1 protein-coding gene is annotated in these 2,402 nt (G+C 47.2%); it reads left to right on the top strand.

The genetic code is table 11. The features are described from left to right. Nucleotides 1–78: 78 nt before the first annotated feature. Nucleotides 79–2,402 (top strand): host specificity factor TipJ family phage tail protein (locus tag ACNQO6_RS18350; RefSeq protein ID WP_440209903.1); only part of this gene is annotated, 2,324 nt, incomplete at its 3' end.

The following is a 2,402-nucleotide window of genomic DNA, read 5'->3' as shown; positions in this document are numbered from 1 at the left end:
TGCATTTAATGGAAAGCGGTGTGTCTTATTTATCTGAACAAGTCGTTATGGCTATGGGGTTTAACCGGGTCAGTTACTATGATTAAGATTATTTATAAACAAAATCCTTTATCTGAAAAGAAAGTGATTGAGCATGCGTCCACAATTGGCCAATGGCTCACAGCAAAGTATGAACATATGCCAGAGCACTTGCGTATTTTCCATAATCCGAGTGATATGGAGCATGCTGAAATTTCGGTGGCCAACGAAGTTACACCAAAAAATGTCCATGACCTGAAGCAGCTTGATTTTCTACCTGGCACATTCATTGTGATTGAGAACCCGAAAGGGATACCTGCATTGGTTGCTGCCGTGGTGTCCTTGGTCGTCGGTCTTGCTGTAGCGTTGCTGATGCCAACGCCGTCAATCGCACAGACCAACCAGAATAACAACCAGTCTTCATCCGCCAATAACGAGCTTTCAAGCCGTGAAAACAAGATGCGGGTCAATGGCCGTATTGTGGATCTATACGGCGCAGCAAACGATACGCCTGACCTGATAGCAGTGCCTTATAAGGTGTATGAGAACAATGTCGAAGTTGAGCATATTGTCGGATGTATTGGCCGTGGCCACTATAAAATCAATGGTGCCTTTGACGGTGAAACTAATATTGTCGATATCGCCGGTGCATCGATCGAGGTGTATAGCCCCGATGTCGATATTGTTACTGGCAATCCATATTTCTTTTTAGGCAGTGAAATTACAACGCCGCCGTTGTCGGTACAGCAGCAAAACTCGGTCAATGGCCAGATCCTGCGCTCAGCCGATACCCAAGTACTGGAAGGTACCAATCATCTACGCTTTGGTTATCCGAATGAGATTTTAAGATCTGCCTCAAATTTCACGGATCTAACCACAAAATTTGTCAGTAATGATCGGGTGGAAATCACCAATAGTGGGTTCTGGTTCAATAACCAGTTCTATCATCTGGACGGCGTTTACAGTGTGTTGTCGGTTGCTGATGACCGGATGACTTTATCCAATCCTGCTGCAGTCAACCCAGGCTGGTGGATCCTGAAGGAACTCGCAACCCAGAAAACTGCTGAATTGTCGCCACGACTTGTATCGATAGGCGAGAAATGGATTGGTCCTTTTGTTCTGGATAATGTTGAGCGAAACCGAGTGCTGTGTAACTTTGTCGCTTCAAATGGATTGTATGCGGTCTATAACGGCAATGTTCAGGGTGCGGTGAATGTTGAGCTTGAGGTGGAGGTTACTCCAGTCAATGTCAATGGTGAACCATTGGGCAATCCGATGTATCAACGTATCACGATGAAGGGATCTTCCAAGTCACGTCAGACGGTGGGCGTCACGCTGGACATGACCACGTTTCAGGGGCGTTGCAGTGTCCGTGCACGTCGCGTGACTGGCGCAATCAATGCACCGAGTGTGGTGGATGAGGTGAAGTGGCAGGCACTCTATGGTGCGTTTCCATTGCAAAGCACGCGTTACCACAGTGAAACTGTTTTTCGTGCCAGAACCTATGCCACTACAGGCGCATTATCGGTCAAGACACGTAAGATCAACTTTGATCTGCAACGGATGCTACCTTTTTACCAGAATGGCGAAATGACCAAGGAAGTCTTTCCAACTTCAAGCTTTGCCGATGCCCTGGTATCGATGGCACTGGATGACAAGATTGGTCGCCGTACAGTTGACGAGCTGGATCTGGAAAATATCTATCGGACTTACTTTGAGATCGTGGATTATTTCGGTACACCGCTGGCCGCAGAGTTCTGTGCAACCATTGATGATACCAACCTTTCCTTTGAGGAACTGGTCACCAACGTTTGTGACGCAGTAGGGTGTACGGCTTACCGTCAGAACAATAAGCTCAAGCTGTATTTTGAACGGCCTACGGATAACTCGGTACTGTTATTTAACTTCAGGAATATTTATCCGGACACCTATCAAAGAGATCTGAGCTTTGGGGTAATGGACGACTATGATGGCCTGATCTATGAATATACGGATCCTGCCGACGATAGCCGCATCAATATCTACTTGCCGGATAAAAGCGCCAAGAACCCTAAAGTGGTGAAATCGGTCGGTGTACGTAACAAGTGGCAAGCACACTTTAATGCGTACCGGCTCTGGAACAAGATGCGCTTCCAGCGTCGATCCATTACGTTTGATGCTGCATCTGAATCAGAGTTACTGGTACTGCGTGACCGGATTGCAGTGGCGGATTATCGCAATGGTATTCACCGCAGCGGGGATGTGCTGCAGCAGGAAGGCCTGATCCTGACCTTAAGTCATGATGTGGAATTTATCACAGGCAAAAGCTATGTGATTTATCTGCAGATGAGTGATGGCAGCGTGGACCTGATTCCGGTGACTGCAGGTGCGGCCTCAAATAAAGT

Origin of the sequence: Acinetobacter calcoaceticus, assembly GCF_051947995.1 — a bacterium.
Lineage (GTDB): Bacteria > Pseudomonadota > Gammaproteobacteria > Pseudomonadales > Moraxellaceae > Acinetobacter.
The sequence above is the reverse complement of the archived record's forward strand: the minus strand, read 5'-3'. Positions and strand labels throughout refer to the sequence as shown.